This is a genomic window from Chryseobacterium sp. Marseille-Q8038 (assembly GCF_965111995.1).
The window spans coordinates 2,799,152-2,816,840 of the sequence record NZ_CBCOPN010000001.1 but is presented as its reverse complement, the minus strand read 5'-3'; the positions used below and the strand labels follow the sequence as shown (position 1 = coordinate 2,816,840).

Here is a 17,689-nt window from a genome sequence, read left to right as displayed (position 1 = left end):
TATAATAGGAAGAGTAGCTCAGTTGGTTAGAGCACGACTACATTATTCGCGTATTGCCTTGTTTTCATAATATGAGAAGCCGGAAGTGGGACGTTGAAAGATTTCTTTGTATCATAATTTATATAATAACACCTTATTTTCAGGTGCTTTAGTCTAAATAATTATTTGACTTACCTGCGTTATTCCTTATTAAGTCCATTTCCTGTTTTGTCATTTCTCTATGAAGAAGTCCACCTACATTACTTACAGCATTATCTTTAGCATTTTGTCTTGCATTTAAAAATTTTTCGTAGGTTGTGGGAGCGTCATTTTTGAGAGGTATAATTTTCCGCTTTTCTTTTTTCAAATAAAATAATTCAAAAGAATATGTTTGTTTTTGATCTTCCAAGTAAATAACCAGCCCTGGAAGACCTTTGAAAGTATAAGGACCTTCTGAAATTGGAATATCCAAGGTGTACCAGGCAGTAAGTTCCCTCATTCCATATTTACCAATAGCTTTTTTACAATTATACCCATTTATTTTTTTTGTTTCATTCAATAAATTCCATTCAACTTTATTAGCTGGTTCAAATGAAAACAAATTTTTAAATACTTTATCATAAACTTTTAGTTTGCCATCTCTTAGGAATACTTCCTGATTCATATTTACGCGTGGAACTTTTGAAAAATCAATATTAAGATTTCCTGAAGTAATATTGTTCATACTATTTTTTACAATGGCTTCTTTAAGTGAATCACTTTTTACCTTTTGATCACTTTTAAAAAGAGAAACATTATCTCCAATAAAAAGTGTCATTATTTCTTCTTTCTCACTCGATTTATTTGTTGAATCTTTGAGGAATTTAACATGATATTTACAAATCAAGTTAGAATAAAGAACAGTATTCTTGTCTTGTGAAAAAACAAAAATACTGTTCATCAAAATTATTATTAGCGAAAATATCTTTAACATTAAAGCTTAAATTTTAACCACAAAAATATTCATCCAGTAAGGCCATGTTATCCATTAGGCATTGTTCTCCCCAACTCGTACAATAAGAGTCTTGAATAGGAAATCCGCAAGATGTATGATATGTAACAGTTCCACACCATTCAACTGCTTTTTGATCATTTTTTTCTTTAGCATTAAAAACGCTTTCTTTGGCACTAACAAGACCAGCAGCTCCAAAGGCTGCTAATAAAATTAATTTTTTCATCATTGTTTAATTTTTAAATTGTTTTTTGTGATTGCAATCTTATGACAAGTATACAATTTAATTTTTATTCACAATTATGAATGTTTGTATTTGCTAAAACTTTGTTATTGTGTAGAGTACTATCTAAGTAAGACATGGATTTAGCTTCATAATATTCTTTAATTTGCTTTAAGCGCTAAAAATAAAAGTTCCAAAACTCGTTCGGGAATAGATAAAAAAGCTCATTTTTTAGAATTTAAATATCATTTGATACTTTGTTTTAACCTCAAACGAGGAACATGTTTTTTCTGAGCACAATCTCTGTAATAATTTCCCCACATTTTCATTCATGGATTTAACAGACATTTTTTTCTTGTTGATTCTCAGAAATGATTTAAGCCGTTGTTGACAGGTAGATCAGTCAAGTGACTTGATTCTTCTTCAAAATCATCATCAGATAAATGAATTATAGAATCTTTACTCCAGTAAACTTTTTGTAATTTCTGATTAAGGATAATTAGTGTCGGATTAAGTGTAAGCTCAATTTCTTTGTATCATAATTTTCTATAAAGTCAGAGTAATTTTCAGACTTTACGATCTTTCTTCTTTCCACTTCCAGCTTCTTTATATCACTATTGTAAAGTGTCGTTAGGAAAAAATTCATCGTAACGCAATCATGGGAGGAATAGCGAAGCCGGTTACTCCGGCAAGGTTATCCGGTTCGACTCCGGCATACGTACAGCCCGGTTTTTCCTTATTATTACCTTTAAAAAATGCCGGTAGATTACTTACCGGCATTTTTCATTGTATCTTCAAGCTCTTCTTCAAACATCCCTTTCCATTTCGAAAGCGTAGTTCTGCTTATTTTATATTTTCTGGACATATAGCTTGTGGAATGACCGTGTTTTTTCTGATACTGCAGCAATTTTAGCATCGTCTGCCGGTCATACGTTTTGAGCTTTTGGTTTTCTCTGGACTGTTTGAACAGTTTCTCGTTGAACTTAAGTACATCCTCACTGGTATGAAGCTTTTCAAGAAGCTCTTTGACCTTTGGATCCTTTAGCTTTTCAGGATATTCCATTCTGAGCATATCCATATATATTTTCTTGTAATTCGGGCGCATGTCTTATCTGTTTATCCGTTTGCATTGTCACCCTTCTGAAGCCATCTGTGGAGGGTACTTTTCGGAATGGAATATTCTTTAATGACCTCGCTTTGGGTCATCTCACCGGAAAGAATCCTTTTCATAATAAAGTCTTTGATTTCCTGGGTGTAAATATTTTTTCTGAAGTAAGGCGTTTTTTCAGATTTCTGTTGGTTCTTGTTGATGGCAGACGGTGGAGCATATAAAATCAAATGTGAGCTGTAGAGTCTGAAAAAATCGTATTCCAATAATTTGCTCCATCTTAAAAGAAGATCTGTATCCATTGATCTGCTGTCATACATCATTTCGACAGCCTCTTCATCTTTACTCAAAAATTTGCATATCCTCTCTGCTGTTATTTCATTTTCATCAACCCTCTCCTTAATAAATTTCCCAATATGGATTTCTTTATATAACATTTTTACTGAATATTGTTCTTTTGTTTAAACTTATATATAAAAAAACGAAAACAGGCGATATATATTATTTTGAATAACAGGAAACAATTCACAAGAAATTGAAATGGATAAAAGATAGAACGTATGATTTAAGAATACTAAAATAGGCTTCATAAGACAATTTATCTTAGAAAACAGATTTATGATATACCAAACATCTTAAAAAAATAGGCGGGTAGGAATCACCTTAATCTACTTGGATATATTCTTTATTTTCAATGGGTTTCTTCTTCTTCTCTTCCAAACTTCTTTTCCTGCCATTTGTGTGAAATAATATATAACCTATTAAGGTTTTACATAATTCTATGAGTAAAAGCTATAGATAAATTGATATACAGCTTTTTACACGATGAATTTTTAATTAGTACCAAATAATTGCTTATTCGCTTTCAAATGTAAACAAAAATAAGACGTAAAAATAGTTGAAAATGTAAAAATCATACTTTATATATTTATTTTAATTAAAATTAACATATTATAAGAACCAATGTGTGAATTATTCAAGATGATAGATGGGGCAGTGAAAAAATCATAAAAAGAAAAAATTGTATACCATCGGGACAGTCCATACCTTTGCCTATCAATGAAAAATACTATAAGCTTATTCGATTTTCCAAAAAAAATCAATTATAAAAATGAACTGCTGGCGGGCTTTACTGTGGCTATGACGATGATTCCGGAATCTCTGTCATTTGCGATTCTTGCTGGTTTGTCTCCACTTACGGGGCTGTATGCGGCCTTCATGATGGGACTTGTAACTGCGGTTCTGGGAGGACGTCCGGGAATGGTTTCCGGAGGAGCAGGAGCAACGATCGTGGTATTAATCGCCCTGATACAATCTCATGGAGTAGAATATCTTTTTGCCACTGTAGCCCTTGCCGGAATCCTTCAGATGATGGTAGGAATCTTTAAACTCGGAAAATTTGTGAGACTGATTCCGCAGCCTGTTATGTATGGATTCCTGAACGGATTGGCCATTATTATTTTCATGGCTCAGGTGGAACAGTTCAAAATTACTGACAGCAGTGGAGCGGTAAGCTGGTTGCAGGGAATGCCTTTGTACATCATGGCGGGTTTAACTGCTCTCACGATTGCTATTGTCTATATTTTTCCAAAAATCACGAAAATTGTTCCTGCCTCTCTGGTGGCTATTATCATCATATTTGCTGTAGTTCTTGGATTTAATATTCCAACAAAAACGGTTGCAGACATAGCCCATATCAGTGGAAATCTTCCCAGTTTTCACATTCCCCAGATTCCTTTCTCCCTGGAAACTTTACAGATTATTTTTCCCTATGCCTTAATCATGGCCGGAGTAGGACTTATTGAATCCCTTCTGACATTATCCATGGTAGATGAAATTACCAATACTAAAGGAAACGCAAATAAAGAATCCGTAGCTCAGGGATTGGCTAATATTACCAATGGTTTCTTTGGCGGAATGGGTGGATGTGCGATGGTAGCACAGACTCTGGTGAACCTTAATGCAGGTTCCAGAGCAAGATTATCAGGGATTATCGCATCGCTGCTGATTTTGATCATTATTCTGTGTGGAGCACCTGTCATTGAAAAAATTCCCATGGCTGCTCTGGTAGGAGTTATGATGATGGTTGCTATCAGTACTTTCCAGTGGGTATCCATCAGGATTGTGAATAAAATGCCGAAGTCTGATATTTTTGTAGGAGTTACCGTAGCGTTGATTACGGTGATTCTGCATAACCTGGCTTTAGCGGTTTTAGTAGGAGTTATCATTTCAGCATTGGTTTTTGCCTGGGATAATGCTAAAAGAATTAGGGCGAGAAAATATATTGATGAAAATGGAATAAAATATTACGAAATATACGGACCTCTGTTTTTTGGTTCTGTGACAGCATTTACAGATAAATTTGATCCGGTGAACGATCCGGAGCAGGTGGTTGTTGATTTTAAACAAAGCCGTATTGTAGATATGAGTGCAATAGATGCTCTGGACAAGCTATCCAAACGCTATAAACAGGAAAATAAAATAGTACATCTGCGGCATCTCAGTGAAGACTGCCGGAAGATCCTTAAAAATGCAGAAGCTGTAGTAGAAGTGAACATTCAGGAAGATCCAACCTATAAAGTGATGCCGGAAAAGTAGGGGAGAAGTCAATATGTGAATTTTGCTTCGCAAGTGAATAGTGAATTATTGTAGTATTTAGGAATTGACCAGCGTCAGCGGATTGACGATTGACCATTCACCTGTCACAGTCAATAGTGAATTTTGCTTCGCAAGTGAATAGTGAATTTTTGCAGTAGAGAAAAAATTGACAAGCGTCAGCGAATTGACGATTGCCCATTCACATGTCACAGTCAATAGTGAATTTTGCTTCGCAAATGAATAGTGAATTTTATAGTATAGAAAAATTGACAAGCGCAGTGAATTGACGATTGACCATTCACCTGTCACAGTCAATAGTGAATTTTGCTTCGCAAGTGAATAGTGAATTTTTGCAGTAGAGAAAAAATTGACAAGCGTCAGCGAATTGACAATTGACCATTCACAATTTCAGAGTCAATAGTGAATTTTGCTTCGCAAGTGAATAGTGAATTTTTGTAGTGTATAGATATTGACAAGCGTCAGCGGATTGACAATTGACCATTCACAATTTCAGAGTCAATATGTGAATTTTGCTTCGCAAGTGAATAGTGAATTTTTGCAGTAGAGAAAAAATTGACAAGCGTCAGCGGATTGACGATTGCCCATTCACAATTTCACAGTCAATAGTGAATTTTGCTTCGCAAGTGAATAGTGAATTTTTGTAGTGTATAGAAATTGACAAGCGTCAGCGTATTGACGATTGACTTTTCACAACAAAATTACCCAATAAACCAAACAAGGACTGTAAGAAAAATCTACAGTCCTTGCTTGTTTAGGTTATTAAAGTATTGGCGATAAAATCAGGCACTAAAGCATAGTGCGACAATTTCATACTGATGGAAGCTCTTCCGCTTGTAAGCGTTCTCAGATCAGAAATATATCCGAAAGTGGAAGCTAACGGAACTTCCGCTGCAAAAATCTTTCTTCCTGATTTTTCATCAATAGAAGTAATTATTCCTCTTCTTCTGTTGATATCCGCAGTGACAGCTCCCGTATATTCCTCAATACTTTGGATCTCAACCTGCATGATAGGTTCCAAAAATTTAGGACTGCATCCTTTTGCAGCTGCTTTGAACCCTTCTCTTGCTGCAATTTCAAAATCAAAAGCTGCAGAATCCTGAGCATGGAAAGAACCATCCAGAAGAGTGATCTTCATGTTTTCAAGAGGATATCCCTTCAATGGCCCGTGTTCCATGGCTTCTCTGAATCCTTTTTCAACAGAAGGAATAAATTCAGTAGGGATAACTCCTCCTTTAATCATGTTGATGAATTCCAATCCATATTCATGATCATTCCTTGGTCCTATTTCAAAAGTGATATCAGCAAACTGTCCGCTTCCTCCGTTTTGTTTGGAAAGCTTTTCCCTGTGAATTCTGGTTTCCGTTAAGACCTCACGATAAGAAACTTTTGGTTTCCCCTGATTAATTTCAATACCATGGTTCAGACGGATTTTCTCCAAAGTAACCTCAAGATGAAGTTCTCCCAATCCACTTAATAAAGTTTCCCCGGTCTGCGGATCTCTTTCAACTACCAAAGAAGGATCTTCTTCCTGAATTTTTGCCAGCACCAAACCGAAAGATTTCTCATCTCCATTGGTTTTCGGTTCAATAGCAACTCTGATAACAGGAGTTGGAATCGTAATCGCTTCCAGTAATATCGGTTGGTCCGAAGAAGATAAAGAATCTCCGGTCTTGGCATCCTTTATTCCTGTTAGAGCAACAATATCTCCTGCCTTAGCTTCTTCCATGGATAATGTCTTATCGGACTGCATTTGTAAAATTCTGGAAATCCTGAAACTTTCACCCGTTCTTACATTCACTAAGGTATCTCCGGATTGTATCGCTCCGGAATATACACGAAGCATAGCCAGTCTTCCCATATGTTTATCGATAACGACTTTAAAAACAAGTCCTGAAAAAACAGCAGCTTCATTTCTTTCCAATGTTACCGTTTCTTCCGTATAAGGATCCGTTCCCTGTAGGTCAGCAAGTTGATCAGGAGCCGGAAGATAAGTTACGACAGCATCAAGAAGAGGCTGAATCCCTTTGTTTTTAAAGGCAGAACCACAGAGAACAGGTACAGCTGATCCGGATCTGCAGACTCTTTGTATAGCTTCTGAGATCATTTCAACGGTGAGACATTGTTCATCATCCATAAAGATATCGAAGAAAGTCTCATCATATTCTGCCAAAGTTTCCAGTAATATCGTTCTGTATTCCTCTGCTTCAGCAATAGAATGATCTGGGATTTCTTTTTCCACAATGGTTTCTCCGTTTTCATCTGTCCAGTATAATGCTTTCATTTTGGCCAAATCAATGACCCCTTCAAAATGTACTTCAGCTCCAATTGGAATCTGAAGAGCAAGAGGAACAGCATTCAGTTTAGTTCTTATCTCATGAAGAACAGCGAAGAAATCGGCTCCAATTCTGTCCATTTTATTGATGAAGCAAATTTTGGATGTTCCGTGTTTTTCAGCCTGGAACCAAACATTCTCAGTCTGTGGCTGTACTCCTGAAGAAGCACAGAAAACAGCAACAACGCTATCCAGAACTCTTAGAGAACGTTCCACTTCCACGGCAAAATCAATGTGTCCAGGAGTATCAATAATGTTAATATTATACACATTATTATCTTTTTTCCATTGAGTAGAAATGGCCGCAGAAGAAATTGTAATCCCTCTGCTTCTTTCCTGAATATCCTTATCCATGGTGGTATTTCCATCATCTACATTACCAATTTTATGAATGAGCCCTGTGTAATAAAGAATTCGTTCCGATAGAGTTGTTTTTCCTGCATCTACATGTGCTATGATCCCTATATTTCGTGTGTTGTATTTCATTTTGTTTGATTTTAAATTGTTGATTTTTAGATCTGTGTTGAGAAAAGATTCTGAAAAAAATGAGCACAAAATACACTCCGGACTTATGAAGCCGGCAAAACATTTTTGTATTTTGTATCAAAGGGAAATTTTCAGAGATCTTAACAAAAAACAGAAGTTCTTTGAATTGTTAAAGTCTGAAAATAGGGCAGCAAAAAAGACCTATCCGAATAGACAGGTCTTCAATATATTTTTGGGTATAAAAGATCTATAGAACTATTCAGATAAATATTCAGTGCTGCCAAAGAACACAGCTCTGACAGGATTACTTAAGTTTATAATATTTATCATTTTTGTTGACATTGTTGATTGTTAATCGGTTGCGAAATTATAATTTTTTTTTGATTTTCAAAGAATTTTTAAAAATATTTTTTTGTGGATTGATAGTAAACACTTCGTCAATCAACTTCTGTGAACCTGTCAAAATCATGGGATTTCATAAAAATATCTTAAAACAGATATGTAACGTAATGCTTTTATGATAAATATTTTATCTTTGGGAAGAATAGTATTGTAAACACTTTTTGATGATTAAAAAATTTTAAATCTTTTTCAAGAAGCTAATAAAAACTTTTAACTTAAAACCTATTGAAAACAGATATCGACATTCATAACCACTGTCACTTTTCCTTTGACCTGTGGCTCACTTTAATCAAATCTCATCCTGAATTTAAGGCAAAAAGAGTTGAGCTGTTCTCCTCATTTTTCAACGTAGAAAAACCGACAGAGGAAGTTGCGAAAACCGTAAAATATTATGATGATCTTTGTAATACCATCAATGAAGTTACTGGAGGGAATATAGATACTTTTGAGATCTATCTGATGATTCTTAGGGCTCTGGATGTAGATGTTAAACAATTGAATAAGGAAAAGCTCAATGCGTTTTATAGTAAAAGCGAAGATTTATTTCTGGAATATAAGCCGGTTGTAATTTTTGAAAATATCCACGATTTTTTTGAGGATATCAGAAATCAAGGAAAGACGATTAATATTCTGAGTAATACAGGCTTTATCAAAGGAAAAACAATGAGGAAATTTCTGATCCATGAAAATCTGGATCAGTACATAGATTTTCATATCTATTCTGATGAAATCAACTGTTCCAAACCGAATCCGCTTATTTTCCAGGAAGTGAAGAACAAGGTTAAAGATCAGAATTTGCCGCTGCATCAGATCCTGCATATCGGAGACAATCCGGTGGCAGATTATCAGGGAGCAAGAGACTTCGGTTTCAGTGCACATTTACTTAAACACTAAAAATAAACATGAATAAAAGATACAGCTTACACCACATTCATTCGGAGGATGAGTTCACTTTCTCACCTGCGGAATACAGCTATTTCAAATATGGCGATAAGTCGTATGCTGAAAAATTTGCCAAAGAATTATTCGATGGATTTATTTCTGAAAATGAGGAGCTTTTAAATACCGATAAAGAGATTGTTGTGCTACCAAGCCCCTATATGGCTATTCCTACGGCATCCAACTTTTTATGCTTTTACTTTAAAAAACACCTGGATTTTTATCTGTTTCAGAAAGGAAAGAAGTCAAGTATTTTATCAAAGATCAATCGTAATCATACATATATCACAGATTACGGGAATCTTAATTTTGAAGATCGTAAAAATCTGATTGCAAATGATACTTATTATATCGATAAAGATTTTTTGAGAGGAAAACTTTGTATTTTTATAGACGATATAAAAATCACTGGAAGTCATGAATATACGGTCAACAGAATTTTGAATGAATATGATGTGGAGGCGGACTTTATGTTCATGTATTATGCTGAACTGATGAATTTTGACCTTGACCCTAAAATTGAAAACTTTTTCAATTACTATGCAGTAAAAAATGTAAAACATGTTGCAGAAGTGATGAATAAAGAAAGTTTTCAGTTCAATACAAGGATTGTAAAATATATTTTAGGACTGGAATCAAGTAATTTTGATTATCTTACGTCTAAAGTAAAAAGAGAACAGATGGACCTGCTTTTGGAGCTGGCTATCAGTAACAACTATCATTTAATAAAAGAATACGAAAATAACATCAATACTTTAACACAAACGGAATTATATTATGGCTATTAACTTACAAAAAGGACAAAGAGAAAATATTAACGCACCTAAATTCACTGTAGGTTTAGGATGGGATATCAATAATACTTCCACAGGAACAGGGTTTGACCTTGATGCCTCTTTATTTTTGCTTGGGGACGACAAGAAATTAGTTTCAGATAATCACTTTATTTTCTATAACAACCTTGAGTCTCCGGACAAATCTGTAATCCACACAGGAGATAACCTTACAGGAGAAGGAGCAGGTGACGATGAGCAGATCAAAATTGACCTTACAAAAATTGATGATGCCATCAAAGAAATTACAGTAGTAGTAACTATTCACGAAGCAGATTCAAGAAAACAAAACTTTGGACAGGTAAGAAATTCTTTCATCAGAATTTTCAATACAGATACGAATGAAGAGATCTTAAAATATGAATTAGATGAAGATTTCTCAATCGAAACGGCTGTAGAATTCGGAAGAATCTACAACAGAAACGGAGAATGGAAATTTGAGGCTGTAGGTGCAGGACAGAGAGACGGCCTTGAGAAGTTTGTATCAATTTATCAGAAGTAATTATGGACAATCAGGAAAATCAACCCATAGATCCGCTGGGATCAATAGAACCTCTTAAAACCTTTGAACCTACTCCAATGGTTCCGCCAACACCGGCTCAGCCTGTTCAAAATGCAACGCCGGCAGTGCTTGTGGATAGAGAGGGGAATGTAAATCTGACTCAGCTGCAGTCAGACGAACGTGAGAAATATGAAGTTCTTGCAAACTCTATTGACGAAGCCAATCCAGGTTCTATCGTGAATTTCGGGGCAGAACTTCAGAAAACATTAACCAATCAGAGTGACAGCTTCTTAGGAAATGTAAGAAGATCCAACTCAGGAGAAGTAGGAGGGCTTATCAATGATCTTTTGGTGGAGCTTAACTATGTAGATGTAGAAGAACTTAACGGAAATAAAGTGAAAAGTTTCCTGAGTAAATTACCCTTCATGAAAAAGGTAATGACTCAGGTAGAAAATCTGTTTGCTAAATACGATAAGATCATCAACAATATCGAACAGATCTCTTATAAAGTAAATGCAGGAATCATTACTTCTACAAAGGATAATGCTGTCCTTCAGACCATCTTTGAAAGCAATGTGAATTCTATCAAACAGATTGAAGGTCTTGTGATTGCAGGAAATATAAGAATGGAAAGAGCTGCTGCAGAACTTGCACAGATGGAAACGAATCCTCAGAATTTTCAGGATTATCAGATTGCTGATAAGAGAGATTTCATTGCAAGATTAGACAGAAGAATGGCCGATCTTAAAGTGGTGCGTGTGATCATGATGCAGTCGCTTCCACAGATCAGACTGGTACAGAATAACAACGTTTCTATTGCTGAAAAAGCACAGACTATTCTTACCACTACACTTCCTGTTTGGAAAAACCAGCTTTCACTGGCTGTAGCAATGTACAGACAACAGCAGAATATTGAGATCCAGCAGAAAGTATCTTCTACTACAGAAGAAATCTTAAGAAAGAATGCAGAGCGTCTTGGTCAGAATTCAATAAATGTTGCCAGAGCAAACGAACAAACTATTGTATCTGTAGAAATATTGAAAGAAACAACGTCAATGCTTATCAATACACTGAATGAAGTGAAACAAATCCAGAAACAGGGAGCAGATAACAGAAGAAAACTGGATCAGGATCTTCAGACATTGGAGCATGAACTTAAAGCTAATGTCAGAGGTTAATTTATAGAGTATTAAGGTGGGGGATGATGCAGCAACCATATTGTCGCAAAGCAAAAGAAGATTAACAAAGCTTAAGCTTCTCGCTAATTTTTTTGAACATATTGATATCATATCAATCTATATCAAAACAGATATTATCCACAATCTGTTCCAGGAAAATACGGCTTTGGATTACAATAAACTGGAGCTTTTCCACCTGCAGTATACAGACAGCCTCATAGAACTTCTGACTAAAATCAAAAAACAGAAGGAAAATGATATGCTGGCGGTCATCAATGAAATTAACATCAACAGTAAATATATTTCAGGTTTTGAAGAAAGACAGGTAGACAGTTTTCAGACCGACAGGAAAATGTACAGCGGTGTATTTTCCCAACATCTGAAAACGTTGTATAAAGATCTTACGGAAGATAGTTTTACCGCCAATTGGGATAATGTATTATACTTTCATAAAAAATATGCTCAGGAATTTTACAGAACGGAAGCAGATGAAACGCTGTTGAAATCCGATTCATTTCCCGCATATCAGTATAAAGATTACTCTATTGAAAGAAAACTGTTAGGAAGGCTTAATATACAAGGGTTTAAAGTCCGTTTTGTATGTGGTTACCTCATTGGAACCCATGATTATGAACTTTTCAAAATCTTTCAGTCTGATGATCATTTTATTTTCAGTGTTGACGAAAAGAAATTGTATCTTTTTGACAAAGAACTGGACAAGCTGGATATTTCTGAAAATCAATCGAATCAGAGTTCCATTATTGATCAGCTGAAAAGTAAAAATGAACTGCTGGAACACAGTATGAACGAAAGAAAACGTACGTTGCCGGCAGAAGTGGAAGGGGTTTTGAAAGACTATATCAAAAACCTGGAAAATATGGATATTATGAGCAAAATATTTGATTTTGACGAAGAAACAAATATTCTGCGGGCAATGCTTAATTTGAATTTGAACAATAACTAAGACGAAATTTGAAAAGCAAAGAAGATTCACTTTTTTGCAAAATGTAAATAATAACTAAACATAAAAAGATGGCTATCAACTTACAAAAAGGTCAGAGAATTAACCTTAAAAAAGAAAATGGTGCTGAACTTTCCCAGGCTTGTGTAGGAATCAACTGGGGAGCAATTGAAAAGAAAGGATTTTTTGGAACTAAAAAAGAAGCAGTAGACTTAGATGGAAGCTGTATTTTATATGATTCAAACAAAAACGTTACGGAAGTAATCTATTTCGGAAATCTTAAATCCAGAAACGGATCTGTAAGACACAGTGGAGATGACCTTACGGGTGACGTGGATGGAGATGACGGATTGGATAACGAAGTAATCACAGTAGATTTCAGCCAGCTGGAGCCCAATGTAGAACATGTGGCAATGGTTTTGAACAGCTACAGAGGTCAGGATTTCGGAACTATTCCTTTTGCTTCTATCCGTATCTATGAAGGAACGCCTACCAATGTGAGAGAAGTTTTTGCAAAATATGATATTGCCAATGATGCTTCTTTCAACGGACATGTTGCCATGGTAATGGGTGTTTTCTATAAGAGAAACGGAGAATGGAAATTCAACGCTATAGGAGATCCTACAGCAGATAAAAAACTGGAGCAGACGATCCAGACGGTGCAGATGAATTATCTATAATCAATTGTAAATCAAAAGATAAATAAAATAGCAATATTTGTACTCTGTACATCTATTGCTTTTATCATATAATAACATAACTCAAGTGGAACATCAAAGTATTTTAGAACTGCACCCAGGTCTGGTGTGGGGATTTGCAGTAACAGTCGTTATCATGCTGCTCCTGGACTTAGGGGTATTTAATAAAAAAAGTCACGAAGTATCTTCCAAAGAAGCTACCATATGGTCTATCGTGTGGATCTCGCTTTCAATGGTCTTTTCAGGAGTGGTGTATTGGGTATTCAATACCGATGGAAGCCCGGAAAGCCATGCTTTGGCAATAGAAAAATTCACACAATATCAGGCTGCCTATTGGATTGAAAAAGCCTTGTCTGTGGATAATTTATTTGTATTTATCCTTGTTTTCGGGTTCTTTAAAGTTCCGAAATACCTTCATCACAAGGTTCTTTTCTGGGGAATCATTGGAGCATTGATCTTCAGAGCTATCTTCATCTTTGCAGGAGTAGGATTAATTAATCTGACATATCTTCCTGAAATGAATATCTTCGGTGAAGCCGTAAAAATCAACGTTGTAATGACATTATTCGGGTTGTTTCTTGTGTATGCGGGAATCAAATCGTGGGGCGATGGAGGCGATGATGACGATGAAGACTATAGCAATACAGCAGGAGCAAGACTGATCAAGAGTTTCTGGAAAGTTTCCGATAACTATGATGGAGATAAATTCTTTACCATTCAGAACGGAATCAAAATGGCAACTCCTCTTTTAGTAGTGGTGGGGGTTATCGAATTTACTGATGTTCTTTTCGCAGTAGACTCTATTCCGGCTATTTTTGCGATTTCAAATGATCCATTCATCCTTTATACATCAAATATCTTTGCTATTTTAGGATTAAGATCATTATACTTCCTGTTAGCAAACTTTATCCACATGTTCAGCAAACTTCCATATGGATTGGCCATTATCCTTTCCTTTATTGGAGTTAAAATGCTTATTGCACCATGGATTCATATTCCGTCTCCGGTTTCTTTAGGAATTGTAGGAGGCGTATTGGTTATCTCTGTTCTTTTATCCATCATCTTCCCTGAAAAAGAAGAAGAGAAGAAAGAAGAATTAGAAGAAAAATAATTCTATTTTAAAATATATAGAAAGCCTCTGGAGCATAGCTCTGGAGGCTTTTTTTGTTTTGCAATTTTTTTGTTGGAAGAACGCAAAGGCGCAAAGAAGATAAAAATTATGCTGCTTTTTAAGACGCAAGAAAATCAAAGATTTTCAGCAAGGATACTTTATATTAATTATTCGCATTATTCAAAACCATATTATTAACGGTATTAAATTTTATCGAAGATAAAATCTTTGCGTCTTAATACATTCTCATAAAAACTTTAGCGCCTTTGCGTTTCCAACAAAGCAAAAAAAAATTAAAAATAATAACAGACAGACTGGTCTGTATGTTATTTTTTTTCATACATTTGTTCCAGAAAGAAAAGCATATGAAATCTCCAAGAGAAAGAATTATAGAAACCACATTTCAATTGTTCGCAAGACAAGGCTATAATTCTACAGGAATCAATCAGATTATTTCCGAAGCAGAAGTTGCCAAGGCAAGTTTCTATCAGTATTTTAAATCCAAAGAAGACCTATGTGTGGAATTTCTGAATGTGAGACATGATTATTGGTTCAATGAACTCAATAGTTTTTTAGCAAAAGAAAAAGATGCAAAATCTAAAACCATCAAAGCTTTCGATTTTTTAGTTTATATGAATGAAAAGGAAAGCTTCCGGGGATGCAGTTTCCTGAATATTCTGTCTGAAATCCCAATGGATAATAGTAAAATCCTAAGTGTTATTCGATCCCATAAAGCAGCCCTGAGAAATTTCTTTTTAGAATTATTGAATGATGATGAGCTTTCAGATCATATTTATATGCTTTTTGAGAGCAGTATCATAGAAAGTCAGCTTTTTAAATCAAATGAATTAATTGTAAAATCAAAAAAAATAGTCACCAATTTAATACAATAAATCATGGAACAAAAACATCCGCTTCCGCCTTTCACTCTTGAAACGGCACTGGAAAAAATTCAATTGGCAGAAGATGCCTGGAACAGTCAGGATCCTGAAAAGGTTTCCAAAGCCTATACCATCAACAGTGAATGGAGGAACAGAGACACCTTCGTGAATGGAAGAGAAGATATTGTAGCATTTCTCCAGAAGAAATGGGAAAGAGAGTTTAATTATAAGCTTAAGAAAGAATATTGGGCTCATACAGAAAATCGTATTGCTGTTCGTTTTGAGTATGAATATCAAACCAAAGATGGAAACTGGTTTAGGGCATATGGAAATGAAAACTGGGAGTTTGATGAAAACGGTCTGATGGCAAAAAGATATGCAAGTATCAATGACCTTGCTATCAAAGAAGAAGACCGAAAGTTTAGATAAAATAGAGCAAGCTGTCTTAAAAGTGTCATTCTTCCTTCGTCAGAAATCAAAGATTCGACGTAGTCAATGACATAGACCAAATTATTTGACTTTTGAGACAACCTCTTTTATTTGAGAAAAAAACCTTTACATCTGCATGTAAATTCATCACTCATCATTATTTTAACTGTTTTTCCCATGCAGCAGTTTGTTAATCTTCCTCCTCGTCTGCACGGAAACTTTATAAGCTTCATCGCGGAGCTTTTGTATTTTTCCTACAGGCTGGAAGAATATTTTACTTTCAAAAGGATTGAATGAAAGTAGCTCAGTCGTACAATTATGTGAATCCAACAATGAATTTTTATTGATTCTGACTTCGCCGATTTTGATAAAGGGAGAGTTTTTCCATTCAACATTCAGCCTGTTGATGGGTTGGTCTTTTAAATCATTGCAAATCTGTATCAAAACATCTGCTGCAAAATCATTCGTTTGCAGATAATTTTTTAAAGAATCCTTGACCTTCTGCTTTCTTCCAAAATTCTTATCCACAGATTGAGGACATAGCTTTATTTTGATAATCTGGTCTCCCAAACGGTAGGCACCTACAGAATAATAATCAAAGGACAGAATAAAATCATTTCTCTTCCCGATAAGCTTTATCATATTGCGGAGCATATCCCCAGTGAATAAAGAAGGAATCATTTTAACCATCTGAATACACAAAGGGAATACTTTTCTCCATTGCTTCATATAAAGCTGGTTAATTGCTGTAAACAACTTCAAAAACGTAGAAACAGAATTAATAGGAAACAAAGGAAAATTGACCAATGGATAATTGGCAAGCAATCCACCGTTCTCATCCTTGATCTGTACAGCAAACCCATAAGCCGGAATATCTTTTTTTGAATTTTGAATTTTCAGCTGAGCATTGGAAAACCGGATCGTCAGATCAAATTTTTCCTTATCAAAATAGGGTTGGAGTGATTCAGGAATGTCAGGTTCAGTCCAGAATGTACCCTTTGCTACCGCATACGTTTTAGCATGGGCATTTCTGGTCGCATAATTGACATCACTGATGGAAGAGGATTGTTCAACAAAATCCGCAATTGTTTTTTTATTGATTTCCAGAAGTTTTTTTTCCTCCTCATTCAGTTCATCAAACTTCTTATTATATTTTAATGGATTTGGCATTTAGTTTTTAAAATTCAATTATAACGCCAAGTTTTGAAATCTGTGTTAAGCAAGTATTACAATTATTTGAATTTTGTGGAAAAGAAGGTTGGTGATAAAGAATTATAAGTCAATATGATTGTATAATTTTAACTAATAATTCATTTAAGTTGTTGATTAATAGTATTTAATTGTTTTTAATAAGAATGAATTAATAAGATCTTGTTTGATGTGGAAAGACTTGATTTTTTGAGCTTCCATCCTCGAGCTTCCATCTTCCAAGCTTAAAAAAGCCTTATCTTTGTAAAAAATTATAATATGGGAGTAGCAGATATGTTATTTAAACGTAAAAAAGAATTAGCAGAAAAGAACCTGAAAGATGGTAAAGAATATATGGAAGAGTATGGTAAAAGAGAAAGCGTTGTGCAGTTACCAAGCGGCTTGCAATATGAAATTATTACTGAAGGTGATGGAGCAAAACCAGGTCCTAAATCTACTGTAAAGTGCCACTATCACGGAACTACCATTTCCGGTAAAGTGTTCGATAGCTCTGTAAAAAGAGGTACGCCTGCATCTTTTCCTTTAAACAGAGTAATTTCGGGTTGGACAGAAGCACTTCAGCTAATGCCGGTTGGAAGTAAGTGGAGACTGATTATTCCACCGCATTTAGCCTATGGAGATCAGGAAATCAGCAAAGAAATCGGACCCAACAGTACTCTTATTTTTGAAGTTGAATTGCTGGATATTAAATAATCCTTCTTAAAAATAGATTAAAATTTACCTGATTTCAGGTAAATTTTTTTATTTGTGCTATATTCGTATTGATAATTGTAAAGAAGAAGAGGAAAATGAAGGAGATACAATATAT

At 35.1% G+C, this 17,689-nt stretch carries 18 protein-coding genes; 11 read left to right on the top strand and 7 right to left on the bottom strand.

From position 1 onward, the window contains the following. Positions 1-148 precede the first annotated feature (148 nt). The 5 genes from ACWPWS_RS13025 to ACWPWS_RS13005 all read right to left on the bottom strand — a co-directional run bounded on the left by ACWPWS_RS13025 (position 149) and on the right by ACWPWS_RS13005 (position 2,738). Complete coding sequence (locus ACWPWS_RS13025) at positions 149-952, bottom strand: GLPGLI family protein (protein ID WP_454046773.1); 804 nt, start codon at positions 950-952, stop codon at positions 149-151. Positions 953-965: 13 nt separating this feature from the next. Next, positions 966-1,199, bottom strand: a complete 234-nt coding sequence (locus ACWPWS_RS13020; RefSeq protein WP_454046772.1) for a hypothetical protein — start codon at positions 1,197-1,199, stop codon at positions 966-968. Between the two features lie 636 nt (positions 1,200-1,835). Beyond that, positions 1,836-1,973 carry a hypothetical protein gene (locus tag ACWPWS_RS13015; RefSeq protein ID WP_454046771.1) on the bottom strand — a complete coding sequence of 46 codons (138 nt, stop codon included), beginning with the start codon at positions 1,971-1,973 and terminating at the stop codon, positions 1,836-1,838. Next, on the bottom strand, positions 1,960-2,298 hold the full coding sequence (locus tag ACWPWS_RS13010; RefSeq protein ID WP_105684283.1) for a hypothetical protein: 339 nt from the start codon (positions 2,296-2,298) through the stop codon (positions 1,960-1,962). Before ACWPWS_RS13010 ends, ACWPWS_RS13015 begins: the two co-directional genes overlap by 14 nt. 11 nt (positions 2,299-2,309) lie before the next feature. After that, positions 2,310-2,738: a transposase gene (locus ACWPWS_RS13005; RefSeq protein WP_105684282.1), complete on the bottom strand. Its 429-nt coding sequence runs from the start codon at positions 2,736-2,738 to the stop codon at positions 2,310-2,312. Between the two features lie 622 nt (positions 2,739-3,360). On the opposite strand from ACWPWS_RS13005, the gene ACWPWS_RS13000 reads away from it, so the two are divergent. Then, on the top strand, positions 3,361-4,899 hold the full coding sequence (locus ACWPWS_RS13000; RefSeq protein ID WP_454046770.1) for a SulP family inorganic anion transporter: 1,539 nt from the start codon (positions 3,361-3,363) through the stop codon (positions 4,897-4,899). Between the two features lie 772 nt (positions 4,900-5,671). Here the strand turns inward: ACWPWS_RS13000 and fusA are convergent. After that, positions 5,672-7,738 (bottom strand): elongation factor G, encoded by a 2,067-nt coding sequence (gene fusA / locus ACWPWS_RS12995; RefSeq protein ID WP_454046769.1) that lies wholly within the window; start codon positions 7,736-7,738, stop codon positions 5,672-5,674. 627 nt (positions 7,739-8,365) lie between these two features. Between fusA and ACWPWS_RS12990 the strand changes: the two genes are divergently transcribed. The 9 genes from ACWPWS_RS12990 (at position 8,366) to ACWPWS_RS12950 (ending at position 15,672) form a co-directional block, all read left to right on the top strand. After that, positions 8,366-9,034, top strand: a complete 669-nt coding sequence (locus ACWPWS_RS12990) for an HAD family hydrolase (RefSeq protein ID WP_454046768.1) — start codon at positions 8,366-8,368, stop codon at positions 9,032-9,034. A gap of 8 nt (positions 9,035-9,042) precedes the next feature. Further along, the gene (locus ACWPWS_RS12985) at positions 9,043-9,867 is read left to right on the top strand and encodes a phosphoribosyltransferase family protein (protein WP_454046767.1); all 825 of its coding nucleotides are present in this window, start codon (positions 9,043-9,045) and stop codon (positions 9,865-9,867) included. After that, entirely contained in the window at positions 9,857-10,414 is a 558-nt protein-coding gene (locus ACWPWS_RS12980; RefSeq protein WP_047377805.1) for a TerD family protein, read from the top strand. The genes ACWPWS_RS12985 and ACWPWS_RS12980 overlap by 11 nt, the downstream gene beginning before the upstream one ends. Positions 10,415-10,416: 2 nt before the next feature. After that, positions 10,417-11,592 (top strand): toxic anion resistance protein, encoded by a 1,176-nt coding sequence (locus tag ACWPWS_RS12975; protein ID WP_454046766.1) that lies wholly within the window; start codon positions 10,417-10,419, stop codon positions 11,590-11,592. A 16-nt stretch (positions 11,593-11,608) separates the two neighbouring features. Then, positions 11,609-12,556 carry a hypothetical protein gene (locus tag ACWPWS_RS12970; RefSeq protein ID WP_209785909.1) on the top strand — a complete coding sequence of 316 codons (948 nt, stop codon included), beginning with the start codon at positions 11,609-11,611 and terminating at the stop codon, positions 12,554-12,556. Positions 12,557-12,624: 68 nt separating this feature from the next. Next, complete coding sequence (locus ACWPWS_RS12965) at positions 12,625-13,233, top strand: TerD family protein (RefSeq protein WP_047382295.1); 609 nt, start codon at positions 12,625-12,627, stop codon at positions 13,231-13,233. 85 nt (positions 13,234-13,318) lie between these two features. Next, entirely contained in the window at positions 13,319-14,362 is a 1,044-nt protein-coding gene (locus ACWPWS_RS12960; protein ID WP_209785907.1) for a TerC/Alx family metal homeostasis membrane protein, read from the top strand. A 365-nt stretch (positions 14,363-14,727) separates the two neighbouring features. Next, positions 14,728-15,255, top strand: a complete 528-nt coding sequence (locus ACWPWS_RS12955) for a TetR/AcrR family transcriptional regulator (protein ID WP_454046765.1) — start codon at positions 14,728-14,730, stop codon at positions 15,253-15,255. A 3-nt stretch (positions 15,256-15,258) separates the two neighbouring features. Then, positions 15,259-15,672 carry a DUF1348 family protein gene (locus ACWPWS_RS12950; protein WP_454046764.1) on the top strand — a complete coding sequence of 138 codons (414 nt, stop codon included), beginning with the start codon at positions 15,259-15,261 and terminating at the stop codon, positions 15,670-15,672. A 162-nt stretch (positions 15,673-15,834) separates the two neighbouring features. Here ACWPWS_RS12950 and ACWPWS_RS12945 read toward each other — a convergent pair whose 3' ends face one another. Next, positions 15,835-16,842, bottom strand: coding sequence for a catalase (locus tag ACWPWS_RS12945; protein ID WP_454046763.1), 1,008 nt, complete (start codon positions 16,840-16,842; stop codon positions 15,835-15,837). A 297-nt stretch (positions 16,843-17,139) separates the two neighbouring features. On the opposite strand from ACWPWS_RS12945, the gene ACWPWS_RS12940 reads away from it, so the two are divergent. Then, a complete protein-coding gene (locus ACWPWS_RS12940; protein WP_105684271.1) occupies positions 17,140-17,574 on the top strand; it encodes an FKBP-type peptidyl-prolyl cis-trans isomerase in 435 nt (144 codons plus the stop codon). The last annotated feature ends 115 nt before the right edge of the window (positions 17,575-17,689 follow it).